This window comes from Pseudoflavitalea rhizosphaerae (assembly GCF_003991355.1).
Classification (GTDB): domain Bacteria; phylum Bacteroidota; class Bacteroidia; order Chitinophagales; family Chitinophagaceae; genus Pseudobacter; species Pseudobacter rhizosphaerae.
In genome coordinates, this window is the sequence record NZ_RCSU01000014.1 from 146,517 (window position 1) to 166,647 (window position 20,131).

At 48.1% G+C, this 20,131-nt stretch carries 17 protein-coding genes; 10 read left to right on the plus strand and 7 right to left on the minus strand.

The window, feature by feature from the left end:
* Nucleotides 1–19 precede the first annotated feature (19 nt).
* The gene (gene nusB / locus D9Y29_RS21685; RefSeq protein WP_127132237.1) at nt 20–982 is read right to left on the minus strand and encodes a transcription antitermination factor NusB; all 963 of its coding nucleotides are present in this window, start codon (nt 980–982) and stop codon (nt 20–22) included.
* A 301-nt stretch (nt 983–1,283) separates the two neighbouring features.
* Between nusB and D9Y29_RS21690 the strand changes: the two genes are divergently transcribed.
* The 3 genes from D9Y29_RS21690 (at nt 1,284) to D9Y29_RS21700 (ending at nt 4,047) form a co-directional block, all read left to right on the plus strand.
* A complete protein-coding gene (locus tag D9Y29_RS21690) occupies nt 1,284–1,565 on the plus strand; it encodes a co-chaperone GroES (protein ID WP_127132239.1) in 282 nt (93 codons plus the stop codon).
* A gap of 50 nt (nt 1,566–1,615) precedes the next feature.
* Nucleotides 1,616–3,250 carry a chaperonin GroEL gene (groL, locus tag D9Y29_RS21695; RefSeq protein WP_127132241.1) on the plus strand — a complete coding sequence of 545 codons (1,635 nt, stop codon included), beginning with the start codon at nt 1,616–1,618 and terminating at the stop codon, nt 3,248–3,250.
* Between the two features lie 149 nt (nt 3,251–3,399).
* Nucleotides 3,400–4,047, plus strand: coding sequence for a hypothetical protein (locus D9Y29_RS21700; protein WP_127132243.1), 648 nt, complete (start codon nt 3,400–3,402; stop codon nt 4,045–4,047).
* 173 nt (nt 4,048–4,220) lie between these two features.
* On the opposite strand, the gene D9Y29_RS21705 is transcribed toward D9Y29_RS21700, so the two are convergent.
* Entirely contained in the window at nt 4,221–4,820 is a 600-nt protein-coding gene (locus D9Y29_RS21705) for a 3-keto-disaccharide hydrolase (protein ID WP_241238011.1), read from the minus strand.
* A 54-nt stretch (nt 4,821–4,874) separates the two neighbouring features.
* Here D9Y29_RS21705 and D9Y29_RS21710 point away from each other — a divergent pair, with 54 nt between their 5' ends.
* Together D9Y29_RS21710 and D9Y29_RS21715 are read left to right on the plus strand one after the other, a co-directional pair.
* Nucleotides 4,875–5,960 carry an aromatic ring-hydroxylating oxygenase subunit alpha gene (locus D9Y29_RS21710; protein WP_127132245.1) on the plus strand — a complete coding sequence of 362 codons (1,086 nt, stop codon included), beginning with the start codon at nt 4,875–4,877 and terminating at the stop codon, nt 5,958–5,960.
* Nucleotides 5,961–5,972: 12 nt separating this feature from the next.
* Nucleotides 5,973–7,394, plus strand: a complete 1,422-nt coding sequence (locus D9Y29_RS21715) for an APC family permease (protein WP_127132247.1) — start codon at nt 5,973–5,975, stop codon at nt 7,392–7,394.
* Here D9Y29_RS21715 and D9Y29_RS21720 read toward each other — a convergent pair.
* On the minus strand, nt 7,391–8,299 hold the full coding sequence (locus tag D9Y29_RS21720; protein WP_127132249.1) for a hypothetical protein: 909 nt from the start codon (nt 8,297–8,299) through the stop codon (nt 7,391–7,393). The two genes, D9Y29_RS21715 and D9Y29_RS21720, sit on opposite strands and share 4 nt — an antisense overlap.
* An 85-nt stretch (nt 8,300–8,384) precedes the next feature.
* Here D9Y29_RS21720 and D9Y29_RS21725 point away from each other — a divergent pair, with 85 nt between their 5' ends.
* From D9Y29_RS21725 to D9Y29_RS21745, 5 genes are all read left to right on the plus strand, one after another.
* Entirely contained in the window at nt 8,385–8,738 is a 354-nt protein-coding gene (locus D9Y29_RS21725; protein ID WP_127132251.1) for a hypothetical protein, read from the plus strand.
* Between the two features lie 46 nt (nt 8,739–8,784).
* On the plus strand, nt 8,785–9,276 hold the full coding sequence (locus D9Y29_RS21730) for an FKBP-type peptidyl-prolyl cis-trans isomerase (RefSeq protein ID WP_127132253.1): 492 nt from the start codon (nt 8,785–8,787) through the stop codon (nt 9,274–9,276).
* 45 nt (nt 9,277–9,321) lie between these two features.
* Entirely contained in the window at nt 9,322–10,749 is a 1,428-nt protein-coding gene (locus tag D9Y29_RS21735; RefSeq protein WP_127132255.1) for an L-serine ammonia-lyase, read from the plus strand.
* Nucleotides 10,750–10,862: 113 nt separating this feature from the next.
* Nucleotides 10,863–11,735, plus strand: coding sequence for a hypothetical protein (locus tag D9Y29_RS21740; RefSeq protein ID WP_127132257.1), 873 nt, complete (start codon nt 10,863–10,865; stop codon nt 11,733–11,735).
* 492 nt (nt 11,736–12,227) lie between these two features.
* On the plus strand, nt 12,228–12,794 hold the full coding sequence (locus tag D9Y29_RS21745; RefSeq protein WP_127132259.1) for a dihydrofolate reductase family protein: 567 nt from the start codon (nt 12,228–12,230) through the stop codon (nt 12,792–12,794).
* A 295-nt stretch (nt 12,795–13,089) separates the two neighbouring features.
* Here D9Y29_RS21745 and mqnE read toward each other — a convergent pair whose 3' ends face one another.
* The 4 genes from mqnE to dnaE all read right to left on the minus strand — a co-directional run bounded on the left by mqnE (nt 13,090) and on the right by dnaE (nt 19,984).
* The gene (mqnE, locus tag D9Y29_RS21750; RefSeq protein WP_127132261.1) at nt 13,090–14,259 is read right to left on the minus strand and encodes an aminofutalosine synthase MqnE; all 1,170 of its coding nucleotides are present in this window, start codon (nt 14,257–14,259) and stop codon (nt 13,090–13,092) included.
* Nucleotides 14,260–14,340: 81 nt separating this feature from the next.
* Nucleotides 14,341–15,636 (minus strand): NupC/NupG family nucleoside CNT transporter, encoded by a 1,296-nt coding sequence (locus tag D9Y29_RS21755; protein ID WP_127132263.1) that lies wholly within the window; start codon nt 15,634–15,636, stop codon nt 14,341–14,343.
* Between the two features lie 183 nt (nt 15,637–15,819).
* The gene (trxA, locus tag D9Y29_RS21760; protein ID WP_127132265.1) at nt 15,820–16,137 is read right to left on the minus strand and encodes a thioredoxin; all 318 of its coding nucleotides are present in this window, start codon (nt 16,135–16,137) and stop codon (nt 15,820–15,822) included.
* A gap of 181 nt (nt 16,138–16,318) precedes the next feature.
* The gene (gene dnaE / locus D9Y29_RS21765; protein ID WP_127132267.1) at nt 16,319–19,984 is read right to left on the minus strand and encodes a DNA polymerase III subunit alpha; all 3,666 of its coding nucleotides are present in this window, start codon (nt 19,982–19,984) and stop codon (nt 16,319–16,321) included.
* Nucleotides 19,985–20,131: the final 147 nt, after the last annotated feature.

Consider the following 20,131-nt stretch of genomic DNA (forward strand, 5'->3'; position numbering starts at 1 on the left):
TAATGAATGATAGGTTTGATCAGCTTTGTTTATTATTAGGATTCGGTGAAAATGCCACTTTGCGCATTTTATTGTCGCGCACCAGGTCCTTATGAATATTATCCAGAATTCCATTTACAAACTGACCGCTTTGCGGAGTGCTGTACTCTTTGGCCAGATCGATGTATTCATTGATGGTCACCTTGGGCGGAATGGTTTCAAAGAAAAGGAATTCGCAAACACCCATGCGCATCAGCAGCATGTCCAGCACCGCGATCCTGTCTGCATCCCAGTTCTTCAGCTTGGGCCGGATATATTCCATGGTGAGTTCTTTCTTTTCTACAGTGGTCTCCAACAGGTTTTTAGCGAAGTACCATTTTTCATTTCCCAGGAGTTCCTGGAAATTGAAATTGGCGGGCTTTGAGAGGAAGGTCATGAGCAGTTGACTGAGCATGTCCCCATCATCATCCCAGTTGCTGAAATATTCTTCCACATAACTGTCGAAGCGTTCGTTGCTCAGCATCAGTTGTGTGAAGATGAATTCCAGGATCTCTTTTTCCTGTTTTTTATCCCTGCCCTGAACTGTGGTATATTCTTTGTATTCGGGCCTCTCCACCAATTCCAGGTAGATTTTCTTTACCATGTCCTGATCAGTGATGGAAGAAGGTTTGGCTTCTTTCTTCGCTTGCAGCCAGGAAGGTGATTCCAGTATTTTCCAGAGTACTTCATTGCCTGCGAGCTTGGTGTTCACACTGAGGTCTTCGGCTGAGGGTAAGTGTTTGGCGGCGCGGTTGCGTGCATCGGTTTCTGCGTAGCGGGCCAATTCTGTGAGAAAATGAACCATGAACACAAACAGTTGCTGCGACTGATCGAATTGTTTTTGTAAAATCTTCACCTGTTCTGCGGTGGTCAATTTCTTTTCTTCGCCTGACTCTGCGAACTGGGTTTCCACAGCATACAAGGTCTGCATTACTTTCACACGAATATTTCTTCTGCTGATCATTTTCTAAGAACTGTTTTAGAGCGGGCAAAGCTAAATCATTTAGGGCTTCGCCCCAAAATTAGGATTGAGGCAGCATTGAGGGCATGTCTGAAAATTTGACACTGGAAATGAATGAGATAGCCCCGGTAATTGGGCGTTTTTTGTCAGGGAGCCTGCTCAATCCGGAAAAAATGACCTATTCGTTTACCGGAAAGGCCGATTGGTATGAAATTCGTTTACCTTTGGCAGCCTTGGACCGGAACGGGCAAAACTATATCCGATCGGTCGAAAATTCACTAATAAATTTAAAAACTGATACAAAATGGCTAAGAAGTTAAATGTTACCCCACTTCACGACAGGGTAATTGTGAAACCTGCTAAAGCGGAAGAAAAAACTGCTGGTGGTATCATCATTCCTGATACAGCAAAAGAAAAACCCCAGCGCGGAACCATCGTAGCTGCCGGCCCCGGCAAAAAAGATGAGCCCGTTACCGTAAAAGTTGGAGACACTGTACTGTATGGCAAATATGCCGGTACCGAGATCCAGATCGAAGGTGAAGACCTCCTGATCATGAGAGAAAGCGACATCTTAGCAATCGTTTAATCGTAAACGTTCGTTCCTATCTAATTCAAAAATTTTCAAATTAACAGTATATGGCAAAGCAACTGTTCTTCGACATCGAAGCACGTAATAAAATGAAGAAAGGGGTAGATACCCTGGCCAATGCAGTGAAAGTGACACTGGGTCCCAAAGGCCGTAATGTGGTTATCGAGAAAAAATTCGGTGCACCTGCCGTTACCAAAGACGGTGTGAGTGTTGCCAAAGAAATCGAACTGGAAGATCCCATCGAAAATATGGGCGCTCAAATGGTGAAAGAAGTAGCTTCCAAAACTGCAGACATTGCAGGTGATGGTACTACCACTGCTACCGTTCTGGCACAATCGATCATCAGCGAAGGTCTGAAGAACGTAGCCGCCGGCGCTAACCCAATGGACCTGAAACGCGGTATCGACAAAGCTGTTATCAAAGTTATCGATAACCTCCGCGCTCAGTCCCAAGCCGTAGGTACAGACAGCAAGAAGATCCAGCAAGTGGCTTCTATCTCTGCCAACAACGACGATACCATCGGCAAACTGATTGCTGAAGCATTCGGTAAAGTAGGCAAGGAAGGAGTTATCACTGTTGAAGAAGCAAAGAACACTGAAACTACCGTTGACGTAGTAGAAGGTATGCAGTTCGACCGCGGCTATATCTCTCCTTATTTCGTTACCAACAGCGAAAAGATGGAAGTTGAGCTGCAAAGCCCTTACATCCTGATCTACGATAAGAAGATCAGCGCCATGAAAGATATCCTGCACATCCTGGAGAAAGTTGCTCAAAGCGGCCGTCCCCTGGTGATCATCGCAGAAGACCTGGAAGGTGAAGCACTCGCTACGCTCGTAGTGAACAAACTCCGCGGTACCCTCAAAGTGGCTGCTGTTAAAGCTCCCGGCTTTGGCGACCGTCGTAAGGAAATGCTGCAGGACATTGCGATCCTCACTAAAGGTATCGTGATCTCTGAAGAGCAGGGTTACAAACTGGAGAATGCTGACCTGAGCTACCTCGGACAAGCTGCCAGCATCACTATCGACAAAGACAACACTGTTGTTGTTGGTGGCAAAGGCAAGAAAGATGATATCAATGCCCGCGTTAACCAGATCAAAGCACAGATCGAAGTAACTACTTCCGATTATGATAAAGAGAAATTACAGGAGCGCCTCGCCAAACTGAGCGGCGGTGTAGCTGTTCTTTATGTAGGTGCCGCTACAGAAGTTGAAATGAAAGAGAAGAAAGACCGCGTAGACGACGCCCTGCACGCAACACGCGCTGCCGTTGAAGAAGGTATCGTTCCCGGTGGTGGCGTAGCTTATATCCGTGCTATCGAGGCGCTGGAAAAAGCTAAAGGTTCCAACGAAGACGAAACCACTGGTATCCAGATCGTGAAGAGAGCGCTCGAAGAGCCTATCCGTCAGATCGTGGCCAACAGCGGTATCGAAGGAAGCATCGTTGTACAAAAAGTGAAAGAAGGTACAAAGGATTATGGTTTCAACGCCCGCACCGAGGTTTATGAAAACCTGTTCAAAGCTGGTGTTATCGATCCTACCAAAGTAACACGTATCGCTCTCGAGAACGCATCTTCTATTGCCGGTATGGTACTCACTACTGAGTGCGTAATTGCCGACAAGCCTAAGAAAGAAGAGGCACACGCTCATCCTGGCGCTCCAGGCATGGGTGGAATGGATTATTAATCTCATTCGATCGAATAGTAGAAAGGCGCACTGCGATGGTGCGCCTTTTTCGTTTCTGTAGTTGATAGGTGGTTGTCTGCTGTCTGTATACCTCATTTCCCTATTACCTCAAAAAAATGTAACTTATGACCCTCTAAGAAACCCTGTCTATGAAACAGATACTCTGGTGCCTGCTGCTTGTTTCCGCTTCCTGCTATTCGCAGACCAATCAATCAGGAAAACCAGGCAGCGATTATGACGGCGTTGCCGGTTCCCCTTACCTGCTCAAAGATTGGGTGAATGGCACCGTTTATTACCGGAACGGGAGAGTGGTTACCCAGTTCAAATTACGTTTCGATTGTCCGCGCAATTTCCTGCAGATGGAATTCAAAGGACAAACCTTCTCCCCGCAAATTTCCAGCATCACTTCTTTTGTGCTCTATCCAAAAAACTCAAAGGACTCGATGATATTCCGCAAAGGATATCCGGCTTCCGGCTCCTACAATGCAGAAACTTTCTACCAGGTATTGATGCCGGGAAAGGCAAGTCTGCTCTATATCCTGTCAAAAACCATCGTGGAGGATAAAGATATCTTGCCAAGTTCCACCAAACGATTCTTTGAAGAAGAGGACGAATTCTTCCTGTTCAGCAATGGCGCCATCACCAAACTGATAAAAAATGATCGTGAGAAACTGGCAGCACAATTCCCCGCTCAAAAGGAAGCATTACTACAATTCATGAATGATTCAGCAATGAAAATGAAGTCCGCGGAAGATTTTATGAAGTTCACAACAAAATACAATGAATTGGACCAGTAAAGGAATTTGCGGAGTGCTGCAGTCGCTCGCCTCCCGGCGAGTGACAAATATTTGTTCGCCTCCGACGAACACAGTGTCGCCGGAGGCGACTAAATACAAGTCACTCGCCGGGAGGCGAGCGACTGCAGCACGCTGATCAATCCGTCAATTTTTTTATTTTCAGNGCACGCTGATCAATCCGTCAATTTTTTTATTTTCAGTTCCTTCCACCTCACTTTGATGCCACCGCCATCATGGATCTGCAGCGCGATGAATCCGCGTCCCGCGCCGATCTTCTCATCGTCTATCTGCACCATCTGATGGCCATTCAGCCAGGTAGTGACCTTGTTGCCCTTTGCAAGGATCTTTAGCGTATTCCATTCTCCGGCTTTCAGCCATTGCTCATCTTCTTTTTTCGGTTGGATCAACCAGCCGCGGCCATAGGATTCGTAAATGCCGCCGGTATGCTTGCCGGGAGGCGCCACTTCCACCTGCCAGCCACTGATCTTCACTCCTTCGATTCCTGAGCGGAAGAACACACCGCTGTTGCCATTGGCTTCCTGTTTGAATTTGCAGGTGAATTCGAAATTATTGTAATTGCTGTCTGTACTCAGATAACCATACTGTTTATCCGGACCGCTTTCGCAGACCAGCTCACCTTTCTCTACATACCATTTTTCAGTTCCGTGGATCTTCCAGCCGTTGAGATCTTTGCCATTGAAGAGGCGGATGTTTTTCTGTGCAGAAGCTGCCATCGTGAGCATACAGCAGCATGCTAAAATAACTTGTTTCAAAGCCAATGGTTTTATCAGATTAAGATAGTAAATTTCATGAACAACCTTCCCCTTATGAACCGATTTTATGTTGATCCGGATATTTCCGTGGCAAGAACATTGCACACCGATTTCTACACGGATCCGGCAATGTATGAACTGGCCAAAGAAAAGATCTTCACTCCATCCTGGCAATTCATCGGGGACCAGGAGCTTGTGGGAACGCCGGGCAGTTGTCATCCTTTTACTTACCTGGATGGTTACCTGAATGAACCGCTGGTACTCACTAAAGACAATACGGGAAAACTGCATTGCCTCAGCAATGTATGTACGCACCGCGGCACCATTGTTGTACACGAGCCCTGCAATGCTGCGCATTTGCGTTGCCGTTATCACGGCAGATCGTTTGCGCTCGATGGGAGATTCAAATCCATGCCTGAGTTCAGGGAAGTAAAAGATTTTCCCGCTCCATCAGATGATCTCGCACAATTACCGGTGTATCAATGGGGCCCTTTGTTGTTTGCTTCGCTGCAAAACCATGCAGATCCGGCGCCTTATCTGAAAGATATGATGCAAAGGGTAGGATGGTTGCCGGTAGATGAATTCAAACCCAGGCCGGACCTGAGCAAGGACTATTTCGTAAATGCCCACTGGGCGCTGTATTGCGAGAACTACCTGGAAGGGTTCCATATTCCATTTGTTCATGCAGGTCTGAATGCCGTGATCGACTTTGGAAACTATACGACAGAACTTTTTAAATACTCCAACCTGCAGTTAGGTATTGCGAAAGATGATGATGATGTTTTCGATCTGCCTTCCTCTTCACCGGATTTTGGGAAGAAAGTAGCTGCTTATTATTTTTTCGTTTTCCCGAATATGATGTTCAATTTCTATCCCTGGGGAATAAGCATCAATATCGTTCAACCATTGGCGATAGACAGGTGTAAAGTTTCTTTTCTATCTTATGTGTGGAAAGAAGATAAGTTCAATACAGGAGCAGGATCGGAACTCAATACGGTGGAGATGGAAGATGAAGCGGTGGTGGAAGCGGTGCAGCTGGGTGTGCGTAGCAGGTTCTACGGTCACGGAAGATATTCCGTTACAAGAGAGCAGGGCACACATCATTTTCATCGCATTATTTCCAGTCTGCTCAACCCTTAAACTGATACAGCTATGGCTATTCCTTCCGCGCGCCGGATGCTTGGGTTCTGGTCGGCCGCCAGTATAGTGGTGGGCAGTATCATTGGATCAGGCGTATTTATGAAACCAGCTGCCATGGCGGCACAGACGGCTTCGCCGGTTTGGCTGGCATTGGTCTGGGTAATGGCAGGACTGCTTTCGCTGATCGGAGGACTCATCTATGCGGAAGTGGGAGCGATGTTCCCGCAAACCGGCGGACTCTATATCTTTTTCCAGAAAATGTTCGGCGATTTCTTTGCCTTCATGTATGGCTGGGCAGGTTTTACGGTGATCAATACGGCTGCTGTATCAGCCATCTCCTTCGTGTGTGCGCAATACGCCGATTTCTTTTTGCAGTTACCTCAATTTACAGAGGCAACAGAAAAGGCTATGGTCTGGCATATCCCATTGCTGGGCAATTTGTATCCATTGGAAAATGCAGGCGTGAAATCGCTGGCCATCGCATTGATCGTGGGGCTTACCTGGCTCAATTACCGGAGTGTGAAAGCAGGTGGCATTGTGCAGGTGGTGAGTACAATGATCAAAGTGGGGGTGATCATCCTGCTGGTGTTCGGCATCTTCCTGAGTGGTAATGGCAGTGTACAGCATTTTGTTCAGCATTCCACCAGCCCGAAGGAGGGATGGGAACTGGCGGGTGGCCTGGTAGCTGCACTCACAGGCGCTTTTATGGCTTATGATGGTTGGGTGAATGTAACATTCGTAGGAGGGGAGATCAAAGATCCGCAACGCAATATTCCCCGGAGTTTGTTGATGGGACTGCTGGCTTGCATCATTATATACCTTCTCGTGAACCAGGCCTATCTCTATGTGTTGCCGGTAGACCGGATGGCCGGCTCTTCACTGGTGGCAGCCGATGCTATCGCCATTGCACTCGGCGAAACCAGCGGCGCTATCGTGGCGGCCATGATCGTGATCTGCACTTTCGGGGCTATCAATGGCAATACGATGACGGAAGCCAGGGTAACTTATGCGATGGGAAAGGACCGCCTGTTTTTCGCTTTTACCGGTAAGGAACATGCGAAGTATGGAACACCGGGCAATGCATTATGGCTGCATTGCGTATGGGCATCAGTGTTAGTAGTGAGCGGTAGTTTCGATATGCTGGCGGATATGTTCGTGTTCGTGGCCTGGGTAGCCTATACCTTCGGCGCCATCGGCGTATTTGTGTTGCGATGGAAGATGCCTGATCATCCGCGTCCCTACAGGGTTTGGGGATACCCGTTCCTGCCATTGCTGTTCATAGGCTTTGCGGCATTCTATGTGGTCAGCACTATCATGAACGATGTAAATAAATACAATGCAGGACAATCACCCGTGATCAATTCACTGCTTGGACTTGTGATCACTGCACTGGGAGCACCGCTGTACCTGTATTTCAGGAAATCGAAAAATTAAGGCTCGATCATCACTTTCACAGGCTTGGTGCCGTAGTACCAGGCATTCAGGGAATCTTTCAGTCTGCCGGTATCGGCTGGCATGGCCGGGAGGCGTACGAAGATGGTGAAGTTGAGAGAATCTGTTGTTTCCATTTGAATACGTGGGCTGAGATCATGCACAAAAGCGAACCTTCTGAGCGCTCTTGCTCTCCTGTCTGTTTTCTCGAAAATGAATTTATAGGTTCCGGGAGGAGTTACGGCAGCAGGCTGTTCAATGATATTGCTGTCGGCTTGCTGAACGGCGGCAGAGTCAGGATTTGTGATAGGCGTTGTTACTTCGGATGATGCCTGTGCAGGCTGCTTATCGGCTTTGTTGTACAGGCTGTAACCGCCCCAGAGGATCACGATCAGTCCGATCACAATTATAGTACCTACCAGCAACACGCGACGCTGGTTATTGTGGACCGTGTGCCTGGCCTGGCTCTCATCATAAACGGGAATATGTTTGACTGATTTATCGGGTGTTTTATCTTCTGTATGAAAATCCAGCCTCTCGATGGTGGGCTCGCCGGCAGTGAAGACCAGGTCACCGGATTTCATTTTCTGCAGAGACCCGATGCCTTCGATGGTGAAGGGCTTGCCGATATTCAGCAGCAGTTTGCCATCTGCCAGGTAGGATTCCAGGTCAGATTCCGCGAGTGGCCTGATCTTCCCTGTTTGTGTTCGGATAAACTCGATCAGTTCATCATCTGCCTTTGCAATATTCTTCTGGGTGAACTGTATGTACTTCAATACTTCCCTGAAATTTTTGTCGCTGAAATCAGGAACAGTTACTGCGGCATCCAGGTGGAGTACACCGATGCCAGGCAGGGACAGTTGTTTTTTAGTGTAGAAGTATTTCGCTAGTAGAACGGCAAATTTCAAGATATGATGGATTTTATTTGGCACAAGTTAAACATAAATTGTTGGTATGCAAACAAAGAAGCAAGGCAGTCCGTAATTTTGCGATATGACAGAAAGAGAGCTCCAATTCATTGAATACTGGGAGGCCAACCGGTTGCGGGAAAAAAAGTGGCAATATCAGTTGATGGTTGGAATACCAATCGGATTGCTTTTTTCGTTACCAATAATCATCATCGTTTTCACAGGCCGCTACTGGTATGTACGGGCGGATATGGAAGCAAACGCCAGTTTAAGTCCCACCCTGCTGATCATCTGCGTAGTGATCATCGCCATCTTTGTAGCTATCTTTTACAAGCGCCATCAATGGGACATGAAGGAGCAGCAATACAGGGAACTGAAGGCAAAGGAAGAACGAGAAAAGAAAGAAGCAAATACCGCCAATAACCCGGTGCAGCACTAATATTTGAATCACTGTCTATATGTTCATCAACAGCCAAATATAACCGATGCGAAAAACTGCACTGCTTTGCTGCGTCATACTCCTGGTGTTTTCCCAATGTTTCAAGAAGGAAAACGATTGTGCTCCCCGGAATATCACGGCGCCGGCGTCTGAGAAACAGGCAGTGAAGGATTACCTGGGCGGGGCCAATATTGTGGCCACTGAACATGCGAGCGGACTCTTTTATCAAATCATTACTGAAGGCATGGGCATGACTCCCCAGATCTGTTCCAGCATCCGTGTCCGCTTCTCCGGAAAGCTGGTGAATGGCGTTGAATTCGAAAGCAGTAATGATGTTGTTCTTAATCTTAAATTAATGCTGGAAAGCTGGAGGATTGCTCTGCCGCTGATCAAACCCGGCGGAAAGATCCGTTTTTATGTACCTCCCACACTTGGCTACGGCGCCGAAGGGAAGAAAGACAAGAACACGAATATTGTTCTTGTTGCCCCGCATACTCCCGTGATTATCTACGAAGTAACCCTCCTGGAAGTGAGTTAGGAATGAATCGCTTTTCAGCTATCTTTGTAGTAAATAGATGATCACTTGCCACACGAAGCTATCTCAGTATTCGACATGTTCAAGATCGGTGTAGGGCCTTCAAGCTCACATACACTGGGCCCCTGGCGTGCCGCTCAACGATTTCTCAGCGCACTTGAATCCCGTCAGTCCATTTTCAATGTAGTATCCGTTCGCGTATTGTTGTATGGTTCCCTCGCCAAAACCGGTAAGGGCCACGGTACCGATATCGCTGTTCAGCTGGGCCTCTGCGGAGATGACCCGGTCACCTTCGATGTTCACCAGATCCAACCCAAGATCAGGGACATCGCCGCCATGAAAAAACTGGTGCTGAACGGCAGACATGAAATTGATTTCGATCCCGCAGAAGATATAGAACTGCTCATGACGGAAAGCCTGCCTTTCCATCCCAATGCCATGACCTGCCTCGCCACTTTCGAAGATGGAGAACAGATCGCGGAAACTTATTATTCCGTTGGCGGCGGTTTTGTTGTACAGGAAGGAGAGGAAGCCGGAGGCACTGCTGCAGTTCAACTGCCTTTCCCGGTTGATACTGCTGATGACCTGCTGCACTGGTGCCGCAAGACCGGTCTTGCCATTCACGAAGTAGTAATGGAAAACGAGAACAGCTGGCGCAGTGAATCGGAAACGAAAGCCAGCATGCTCAATATCTGGCAGGTGATGAAGGATTGCATCTATCGCGGTTGCCATACACAGGGTACGCTTCCCGGCGGGCTCAATGTAAAACGCCGCGCAGCAGATCTCAATAAAAAACTGCTCAACGGAAGAACTTACCATGATTACGATTCCTGGTTACAGGCCATCCGTGATGGTGGACAACAATTCCAGTACATACTCGACTGGGTGAGTTGCTTCGCTCTCGCCGTTAATGAAGAGAATGCTTCATTCGGCAGGGTAGTCACAGCACCCACCAATGGAGCTGCCGGTGTGATCCCGGCTGTATTACAATATTTCGTGACCTTCTGCAGCGGATATAAGGAAGACAGGATCTTACAGTTCATGCTCACCGCAGCGGAGATCGGAAGCATCTTCAAGAAAGGCGCTACCATATCTGCGGCTATGGGTGGCTGTCAGGCAGAGATCGGAGTGTCCTCCGCCATGGCTGCAGCCGGATTAACGGAAGCGCAGGGCGGCAGCCAGCGACAGGCGATGATGGCGGCAGAGATCGCTATGGAGCACCACCTTGGCCTCACCTGCGATCCTATTGCCGGACTGGTACAGATACCCTGCATCGAGCGCAATACCATGGGCGCTATCAAAGCTATCACTGCTTCTCAACTGGCTTTGCAGAGCACGCCGGACTTTGCTCGCGTGTCTCTGGACGGTGTGATCAGAACCATGTGGGATACAGCAAGGGATATGAGTTTTAAATACAAGGAGACCGCTGAAGGCGGACTGGCTGTTCATATACCGATCAGCCTGAGTGAATGCTAACGGAACTTGCCGTTTGTTTGCCTCCTGGCCATTGACCTTCTCAGACATCAACCAATTCTTCGTTGCGTTCCAGACGCCCTGGTCCCTGTTGTTCATTCTTAAAAAAACAACTGATGACTACCGAACGTAACTTCAACACCATTAGTCCATCAGCACGCGTATTGCTGCTGATGAAGGCATTGACGGACATCCCCTTTGCCCGGGAAACCGCTGCACTGATCCTCGACCCGGAAGCATTCGACCGGCTTTTGCAGCAAAAACATTCCGAAACGTTTCTCGTACGCGTTCTCCATTTCGAGAACCGCTACAAGACCATCGATCAAAGTCTTGATATTCTCCATCCCACCAATGTGCTGGAGCTCTCATCAGGATTTAGTTGCCGCGGCCTTGCCATGGCGCAGCACAAACCGGTAGTATATCTCGATACCGACCTGCCGGAATCAGCCGGCAACAAGAAAAGTCTCATCACCGATCTCATCCGTATCCATCATATTCATCGCAAAGGCAAACTTTATGTTCATCCGCTCAATGCGATGGATGAACAACAGTTTGAAAATGCATTGCAATACTTCCCGCCAGGGCCCATCACCATCGTGAATGAAGGATTACTCGTATACCTGGATGACGAAGAAAAACGCGCGCTCTGCGCCACCATCCGCAATATCCTCAAGCGTCGCGGTGGGCACTGGATTACCGGTGATGTATACCTGAAGAATCCTGACCATGAACCTGGTAACGGCAAACAAACGCAGGAAGACAATAAATGGAAAGAATTCCTGGCAGAGCACAATGTGAACGATAACAAGTTCCAGACCTATGACGAAGCGGAAGCATTCTTCAACAGCTGCGGATTCCGTGTTGTGCATAAAGCGGCAACGATGCATAAGACGCTGAGTGGATTGAGCTATTTCACAACTCCGGTCAGTAATGAGATGGTAGATGATTGGTTGAAATACCGGCAAACATGGGTGTTGGATGGGGTATAGCTTCGATGGGGTATATGAAATCCGGCTGATGAAATGAACCGGCGCGGGAGAATATATATTGGGGTTTGGATGGGTTGGATGGGCTGTGGTAGATGGGCCGGGCTTCTTCGCTTACATTTCATAGGCCGTTATTTAATATACCCGCATCTCAGCCGGGAGGTGTGAGGGTGCATCAGTTATGATTCATCAGGCTTCAGATTCTTTGATCAATCATCATTTCATAAATCCATAAATCCACAAATCCACAAATCCACAAATCCACAAATCCACAAATCCACTGTTCCGCTATTCCACTATTCTATTATCCATTATTCTATCCTCTTATTCGATTAGATTTTTAGTTCTTCAGCGCTGCTGTCTGGTAAGATATACTACTGATCAGATCCTGCGCAATTCACCTCTATTCTGTCGTGTTCATACCCGCTTTGATTTGTCAAGTCTGCTGATATTTGATGTGGAATTGAAATACTGTAAAAAATAAAAAACGATACTATGCGTAAGCTAATATTTCAGGTGAATATGACACTCGATGGTTATGTGGCCAGACCAGATGGGAAAACAGACTGGATGTGGTTATCCGGCGAACGCGATGAAGAAGGATTCAAACGTGTAATTGAACTGGCCGGGAGTAGCGATACCATTCTGATGGGAAGAAAGATGAGCAGGGAATTCATAGACTATTGGGAAGATGTGGTAGACAACCAGCCGCAAAACCCTATGAATACATTGGCGCAGCTAATGGTGAACCATCACAAGATCATTTTCAGCCGCACGCAGAAAGAGATCAAGGGCCGCAATGTGACAGTCGAAAACAATGAGCTGGCCACTGTTGTAAATGCACTGAAACAACAACCTGGAAAAAATATCATTGTCTATGGCGGCGCAACTTTTGTAAGCTCACTCATCAGTCTCAACCTCATCGATGAATACTATCTCTTTATTAACCCAGTAGCTATCGGAGAAGGGATGCCCATTTTCAGAGAACAAAAAATTCTGAAACTGGAAAGCGTCATTTCTTATAAAAATGGAAAAGTGCTTCATAAGTACCTACCTGCTTAGACTAGCAATACGAAAATTGAAACTACTTCCTATAAACTTAATCTCCTTGTAATTGCATTTCATTTGCCGCACATCCACGCTGCCCATGGCAAAGCGGGTATGCGCATAAGCGGCCTTTGAAACATAAGCGAAGAAGCTCAACAGTATTACCATAGCCCAATCCTAATAACAAAAGCTCAATAAACATCCTCCCGCGCCGGTTTGTTTCATCAGCCGCGTTGCGCATATCCCTTTGCCCAAAAAGAAAAAGCACCAGGCAAAAACCTGATGCTTCAAAAATTATTCAAGGAGCCCGTTAATTCAACAACGGATTCGTTTCAATTTCCTTTATATCTATTTCAGAATAATCGCGGATCTCGTTGTACAAAGTATCACGCTCCACTGGTTTGCGTTTCACCTGTTTGATGAGGGTAACCAGTTGCGCAGTGCTCATGGCAGGAGTTTGTTCTTCAGAGCCAGCCATGGAATAGATCTTCGTGGAGTCATCAATGGTGCCATCGATATCATTCACACCAAAACTGAGCGATAGCTGCGCATTATTGCGACCCAGCATTGGCCAGTATGCTTTGAGATGCGGGAAATTATCCATGTATAAACGTGCGATGGCGTAGAGGCGCATGTCTTCGATGATGCTGAGCTCATTCACATGGCTCATTTCATTGTCGCCATTGCGGAATTTCAACGGAATGAAAGTGTTGAAGCCGCCGGTTTCGTCCTGCAGTTTGCGGAGACGTTCCATATGATCGATGCGATGTGCATAGGTTTCGATATGACCGTAGAGCATGGTGGCATTGCTGTGCATGCCGAGTTTGTGTGCGGCTTTATGAATGGCGAGCCATCCTTCACCGTCGATCTTATCGGCGCAGATCTGTTCGCGGATCTCCTGGTCGAAGATCTCGGCGCCGCCGCCGGGCAGTGATTGCAGCCCTGCTTCGTGGAGGTAAGCCATTCCTTCGTCAACGGTTTTCTTTGCTTTCCGGAACATATAGTCCAGTTCCACGGCCGTGAATCCTTTGATATGGAGATCGGGACGATGGGCGCGGATCTTGCGGATGAGGTCTGCAAAGAATTCGAGGTTCATCTTGGGGTGAACGCCGCCAACGATATGCACTTCGGTAACGGGTTTGCCATCGTATTTCTTTACAATGTCCAGCATTTGTTCGGTGCTGAGTTCCCAGCCTTCTTCGCGATGGGCATAGAGCCGCGAGTAGGAGCAGAATTTACAGGCGAACACACACACGTTGGTGGGCTCGATATGGAAATTGCGATTGAAATAAGTGGTGTTCCCGTGCAGTCTTTCCCTTACGAAATTGGCGAGGGCGCCAACGAAGGGAAGGCTTGCATGTTCAAACAGGTAGAGGCCGTCTTCCGGAGTGATGCGTTCCTTACGGACAACCTTTTCAGCGATACTGCGAAGAGTGGCGTCCGTTTCGGCGGCGATTAATTTCCCGATAGAAGTATTCATGGTTGTAAAACTGCCTTTGATTCAATGCCGCAAAGGTACAATAGTCCCATAACAGTTGGCTGGCAATAATGTTCATTTCTCTTACATCAGTGCGCCGGCGATGCAGCCGCACATGAGGCAGGCGATGGTTCCGCCGATCAGGGCTTTCACTCCCAGCTCCGTGAGGTTTCTGCGCTGGTTGGGCGCCAGCTGGCTGATGCCGCCGATCTGTATGCCGATACTGGCAAAATTCGCGAAGCCGCAGAGCGCGTAGGTAGTGATCAATATCGATTTTGGATCGGAGATCACGCCGGCTGTTTTCATTTGTCCGAAAGAGATATAGGCCACGAACTCGTTAAGGATGGTCTTTTCCCCGAGTAGCTGCCCCACCGGTATCATTTCCCGCGAGTCCACGCCGATGAGCCAGGCAATAGGGGAGAAGATATAGCCGAGCAACATCTGCAGGGAGAGCGATTCATAACGGCCATTGGTAGCGGCTGCGATAGTGCTGTTGAGATTGGTCCAGGAGCCGATGCTGCCCAGGATCCAGTTGGCGAAATACATGAGGGCGGTAAAAACGATGAGCATGGCGCCTACGTTCACGGCTAGTTTCATGCCATCGGTGGTGCCGAGTGAAATGGCATCGAGAAAATTATCGCCAAGCTTTTCGCGGGGTACTTTCAGTTCTCGCATATACGGCTCCGTTTGGGGGAACAATATCTTGGAAACCACAATGGCGGCTGGAGCGCTCATGATGCTCTGGCTGAGCATGTGAAGCGCGAAATATTTTTGTTGATCGGGATCATTGCCGCCGAGGAAGCCAACATATGCGGCCAGTACACTCCCGGCAGTATTGGCCATACCGCCTACCATGATACAAAGTATTTCCGAGCGGGTAAGTTTGTCGAGGAAGGGACGGATCATCAACGGCGCTTCGGTTTGGCCGAGGAAGATATTGGCGCCGGTACTCACGCTTTCCGGACCTGAGATGCCGAGTTTCTTCAGCATCCAGGCAAATACATACACTACTTTCTGCAATACGCCGAGATAGTAGAACATGGCTGATAAAGCAGAGAAGAAAATGATATTGGGCAATACCTGCACTGCGAAAATATAGGCCCAGGAACCCTCTGCATTGGCGAGATTGCCGAAGAGGAATTCAATGCCCTTGTGACCGATATTGATTACTTCCACAAATTTCTCTGATAGCCATTGGAACACTACTTTCACGAAATTCACTTTCAATACACCTAATGCAAAACAGACCTGCGCCACTATTCCGATCAGCACCAGCTTCCAGTTGATGGCCCTGCGATTATTACTGAAGAGAAAACACACGAAAATGAGAAAGAACATGCCCAGCATGCCGCGCAGAATATTTTCCAGTACAGGACTCATGTACACTCAGTTTGGATGAAAAGACCTTTCAATATAAGCAATATTCATAATCTCAGGACATTTTTCCTTGTTTATATGGTACAGGTCACCGTTAGGTGGGATGGAACATAAGGGCAATAAAAAAGACCGGCTGAAAAAACCGGTCTTCAATGTCAGCAGTAAACTGCTTTTATATCGCGAATACTACATGTGCTGTTCGATCTTCTTAACGAAGTTTGCTTTAGGTTGTGCACCTACCAGCTTGTCTACGATCTTTCCGCCTTTGAAGAAGAGGATCGCAGGGATAGAAGTGATTCCGTAATTGATGCTGATCTCAGGATTATGGTCAACATTCACTTTACCTACGTTCACACGTCCGTCATATTCTTTCGACAGATCTTCGATAACGGGTCCGATTGCACGACAGGGTCCGCACCACTCAGCCCAGCAATCCACTACAGACAGTTTATCGGAAGAAAGTACCTTTTCCTGGAAGTTCGCATCAGTAAATTCTAAAGCCATAAAAAAGTTTTTATAAATATTATTTGAATGAAGACTGTATCTGATTAAAACAGGCGAGGGAACCGTTTTGTTCATCTCACCTAACCATCGCTTCCAGTCTTTGTTCCATGGGGTTAAGAGAGCAAATATATAACCATTTTCATTTTACTGAAACGGTGACATTTCCACATATCCACATCTGCTAGCTAGTCACTACAGCCACCTCTACTTCAGGCTTTTCCCTCAGCCAGGCCGTCATTTCGTCATTCATCTGGAATTTCGCTTCCAGGCTGTACATGCTGATCTTCAACTGCGACTTTGGCTCGATGATATTGAAGCGAAGGCCTGCTCCGCCCGGGTTTTTTTTAACATTATCTTCAAGGAAATCGATCAGTTCAGGCGTCAGGTGCCTGGCCTGGATATCCAGGATCAGCTGCTTGGTGTATTTGCCTTTTACCGTCTCCAGCAAAGTGATCTCGGAGGCCTTGAATTCGTATTCAGGCGGCTTGTTGGGATCAGGGTTGAAGCTGCGTTTCTGTGAGAAGGTTCCTGTAACCAAGAGGTTCAGTCCGTTTTGGAAAAATGAACTGAAACGAGGGTAATCATTGCTCCAGAAAAGCAGTTCTGCATTACCGGTATAATCTTCAATTACCACTTTCGCAAAGTTTTTACCCGTCTTCGTCACGCGATGCTGTGCATCCGTCACTAATCCGGCGATGCGAAGCGTTTTACCGGCGTACTGCGCCATCAGTAATTCGGTGTTCTGTATTTCGTTGTATTCAACCAGCGGTTTGATGCCGTAATGGTGCAATTCAAACTTGAAATGGTCCAGCGGGTGACCGCTCATGAAGATGCCCGTTACTTCTTTCTCTTTATTGAGCAGGTCTGTGAGCGTCCAGGGTTCGCAGGGGGCGATCTTCGGAGGTGCGATCTCGATATTGGTGGAGAGATCGCCAAAAAGGCTGTTGGAAGCGTTCTGGCTTTCCGCCTGCAGGATGTTTCCGTACTTGATGATCTTCTCCAGGCCTGAGCTGGTATCGTTTGGAGGAATGGTGAAGTATTGCGCGCGGTGCAATTCAGGAAAACAATCGAACGCGCCGGCATACACGAGGCTTTCCAATGTTTTCTTGTTCACCGTACGCTGGTTCACGCGTTTGGCCATGTCGAAGATGGACGAATAAGGCCCTTTCTCTTCACGTTCGAAAATGATACTGTCCACCGCGGCTTCACCCACGCCTTTCAGTCCACCCAATCCGAACCGGATATCGCCGGCCTTGTTTACGGCAAAACCTTTTTTGGATTCATTGATGTCCGGACCGAGTACTTTCAATCCCATCCGTTTACATTCTTCCATGAAGAAAGTGATCTTTTCGATATTGCCGGCGTTGTTCAGAACGGCGGCCATGTATTCGGAAGGGTAGTGCGCTTTCAAATAAGCTGTCTGGTAGGCTACGAAGGCATAGCAGGTAGAGTGCGATTTGTTGAACGCGTATTGGGCGAAGGCTTCCCAGTCTGTCCAGATCTTTTCCAGTTTATCAGCCGGATGGCCTTTGGCTGTGGCGCCTGCGATGAACTGGGTCTTCATTTTATCCAGAACCGATTTCTGCTTTTTACCCATCGCCTTACGCAGTACGTCCGCATCGCCTTTGGAGAAGCCGGCAAGACTTTGGGCCAGCAACATCACCTGTTCCTGGTAAACCGTGATCCCGTAGGATTCGGCGAGGTATTCCTCCATCTCGGGAAGATCGTAGGTGATGGGCTCCCGGCCATGCTTACGGTCGATGAACAAGGGAATATAAGCGAGTGGGCCTGGCCGGTAGAGGGCGTTCATCGCAATAAGGTCAGCGAACTGGTCAGGTTTGAGATCGCGCAGGTATTTCTGCATTCCGGGGCTCTCGAACTGGAAGGTGCCGATGGTATCTGCGCGCTGATAGATCTCGTAGGTTTTCTGATCATCGAGCGGGATATCGTCGATCACGATATCGATGCCGTGGTTCTCTTTGATCATGCGCAGGGCATTCTTGATGATAGTAAGGGTTTTCAGACCCAGGAAGTCCATCTTGATTACGCCTGCATCTTCGATGATGCTGCCCTCTATCTGTGTAACCCAGAGACTGGAGTCTTTGGCTGTACAAACGGGGATCAGTTCAGTAAGGTCTTTTGGGGCGATGATGATACCGGCCGCGTGGATACCTGTGTTGCGTACGGAACCTTCCAGGCGTTCCGCTTCGTGCAGCACTTGTGCATTGAGGTTAGTACCACGGTAAACTTCGCGGATACGTTTTACATTTTCGAGATCATCAGGGCCAAGCTGTTCTTTTTCTTCGAGGGATTTTTCCCCTTCTTTTGCAGTGAGTGGCGCTTTCAGTACGCGGCCCAGTTCGATACCTGGTTTATCGGGCACCATTTTGGCGAGGGCATTCGATTCCGCGAGTGGCAGGTCGAGTGCGCGGGCCACGTCCTTGATACTCATCTTGGCGGCCATGGTGCCGTAGGTGATGATCTGTGCTACCTGGTTCTTGCCATATTTGTCAACTACGTAATCAATAACTTTTTGGCGGCCTTCATCGTCGAAATCCGTATCGATATCCGGCATGCTCTTACGGTCCGGGTTAAGGAACCTTTCGAACAGGAGGTTGTATTTGATGGGATCGATATTGGTGATGCCGATACAGTAGGCTACAGCGCTACCGGCGGCCGATCCACGGCCTGGCCCGATGAATACGCCGAGGTCGCGGCCAGCTTTGATGAAATCACTCACGATGAGGAAGTAACCGGCAAATCCCATTGTTTTGATGGTGAAGAGCTCGAAGTCGAGCCGTTCGCGGATATCATCGGTGATCTCCACGTAGCGCATCTTTGCGCCTTCATAGGTGATATGCTTGAGGAATTCCCATTGGTTCAGGTTACTGTCGTCTGTGAGCTGGAATTCTTTTGGAAGCGGGAATGCTGGCAGGAGGATATCTTTCTTCAGGTTCAGCACTTCCACGCGGTCCACGATCATATTGGTATTGTCGATGGCCTGCGGGATGTCTGAAAAGAGTTTTTTCATTTCATCCTGCGTCTTGAAATAGAACTGGTCGTTCGGGAATTTGAAACGGCGTTCCTTGACGATGGCGTCATCGTTCACAAAATCGTCGAAGCCCGGCGTGGATTTCTTTTCACCGGTATTGATACAAAGGAGGATGTCGTGGGCATTGTAATCGTCCTGGTCTGTATAGTGACTGTCGTTGGTGGCAATCACCGGTACATTGTATTTCAGCGAGAATTTCAGCAGTACCTCATTGATCTGGATCTGTTCTTTGAGGTTATGGCGCTGCAGTTCGATGAAATAATCTTCTCCGAAGAGATCGAGCCACCATTTGAATTCTTTTTCTGCTTTTTCTTCGCCATCGTGAAGGATGGTTTGGGGTACATAAGCCCCGATGCAGCAGGTGGTAGCGATGAGTCCTTCGTGGTATTGTTCGATCAGTTTTTTATCGATGCGCGGGTACTTGCTGTACATACCTTCGATATAACCGAGGGAAGTGAGCTTGATGAGGTTCTGGTATCCTTTTGCATTTTTTGCGAGCAGTACCTGGTGGTAGCGTTCGTCTTTTTGTTCTTTGGAGAAGGTTTTACGTGTACGGTCTTCCACCACATAGAACTCGCATCCTACAACGGGCTTTACTTTGAGTGAGCCATCGTCGTTCTTGTGCTTGTAAGCCTCCGATACAAATTCAAAAGCCCCGAACATATTACCGTGGTCCGTGATGGCAACAGCGGGCTGGCCATCCTTGATGGCTTTTTTGTAGAGGCTTTGGATGGAGGCGGCCCCATCGAGCAATGAGAACTGGGTATGGACGTGCAGGTGTGAGAATTTCGACATAATCTTCTGGTTCTTTCAGTATCAACAATCAAACAGCAAATAACGTTACAAAGTTCCTGAAAGGGAGTAAAATCCTGTACATTTTTAATCCACAGGCCATGTGCGAAAAAAACAGGGTGTGCCCAGTCGCTCGCCTCTGGCGAGTGA